This window comes from Actinomadura rubrobrunea NBRC 15275, from assembly GCF_001552235.1.
Classification (GTDB): Bacteria; Actinomycetota; Actinomycetes; order Streptosporangiales; family Streptosporangiaceae; genus Spirillospora; species Spirillospora viridilutea.
On record NZ_BCQU01000200.1, the window covers coordinates 1 to 1,692 of the forward strand.

Annotated in this window: 1 protein-coding gene; it reads right to left on the reverse strand. The window is 69.1% G+C overall.

From position 1 onward, the window contains the following. Window positions 1-1,692, reverse strand: a 1,692-nt coding sequence (locus tag AR3_RS29000; protein WP_157406848.1) for a non-ribosomal peptide synthetase, incomplete at both ends; no start/stop codon positions are given.

Here is a 1,692-nt window from a genome sequence, read left to right on the forward strand (position 1 = left end):
GGCGCCGGACAGGGGTTCGCTGACGGTCGCGCACACCGTCGCCTCGGTCGGACCGTAGGCGTTGAGCATCCGACGCCCCTGAGACCACCGCTCCACCAGGTCCGGCGGGCACGCCTCCCCCGCGACGACCAGCGTAGCCTGCTCGGGCAGGGCGTGATCAGGAAGGACGGCCAGGGCCGACGGCGGCAGGGTCAGATGGGTGACGCCGTGCTCGGCCACCACCTCGGCCAGCGACGGTCCGGGCAGCAGCCGGTCGGCCGGCGCCATCACCAGGGCGGCCCCGGACAGAAGGGTCATGGTGAGCTCCCAGAACGCCGCGTCGAAGCTGAGCGACGCGAACTGCAGGACACGACTCGCTGCATCGACGCGGAGATGCTGCTGCTGAGAGGCCAGGAGGCTGACGACACCGAAGTGGGTAGCCACAACACCCTTGGGGCGTCCGGTTGAGCCGGAGGTGTAGATGACGTAGGCGGGGTGTTGGGGGGTGAGGGGGGTGGGTCGTTCGGTGTCGGTGAGGTTGTGGTCGGGGTGGTTGGACAGTTCTTCGGTGGTGTGGGGGTCGTCGAGGTTGAGGCGGGGGATGTCGGTTTGGGGCAGGTGGGTGTGGTGGTTGGCGAGTATGAGGGCGGGGCGGGCGTCCTGGAGCATGTAGGTGATGCGTCCTGCCGGGTATTTGGGGTCGATGGGCAGGTAGGCGGCGCCTGCTTTGAGGACGGCCAGCAGGGCGACGATCAGTTCGGGTGAGCGGGGTATCGCGACGGCGACCAGGTGTTCGGGGCCCACGCCGCGTGCGGTCAGCAGTCGGGCCAGGCGATTGGCCTGGGCGTTCAGTTCCCCGTACGACAGCGTCGACCCTTCGAACAGCACAGCCGGAGCCTCCGGCGCGGCGCCGGCGCGGGCCTCGAACAGATCCGGCCAGCACGCCGGAGAACTCCCGTCGGCCGTGTCGTTCCAGGACGGCAGAAGCTCGGTCCGTTCCCGCGGGGTGAGCAGCTCGATGTCCCCGATCGGGCGGTCGGGATCGGCCACGGCCTCTCTCAGGAAGGCGGTGAAACGAGCGATCAGGGACTCGATGGTCGAGGCGTCGAAGAGATCGCTGCTGTACTCGACGTAGCCGTCCAGACCCGCGGGCGTCCCGTCCGCCTGCCGGCGTTCATCAAGACTCAGCGACAGGTCGAACTTGGTCACACCCGGCGCGATGCGGATCGGCTGCACGTGAAGACCGGGGAGCTCGTACGCGGGCTCCGCGGCATTCTGCAGGACGACCAGCACCTGGAACAGGGGGTTGCGGGCGGTCGAACGCTCGGGGTTGAGGATTTCGACGAGGCGTTCGAAGGGGATGTCCTGGTGGGCGTAGGCGGCCAGGTCGGTTGTGCGGATGCGTTCGAGGAGTTGGCGGAAGGTGGGGTTGCCGGAGAGGTCGGCGCGGAGCACGAGGGTGTTGACGAAGAAGCCGACGAGGTCGTCGAGGGCGTCGTCGGTGCGGCCCGCGATCGGGCTGCCCAGAGGGATGTCGTCACCCGCGCCCAGACGCGACAGCAGCGCGGCCAGTCCGGCCTGGATCACCATGAACAGCGTCGCCCGGCACTCGCCCGCCAACGCCACAAGCGCGGCATGAAGCTCGGCATCTAGGCGCACAGGGGCGATGTCGCCGTCGAAGCTGTACGTGGCGCGCCGGGGACGATCCGTCGG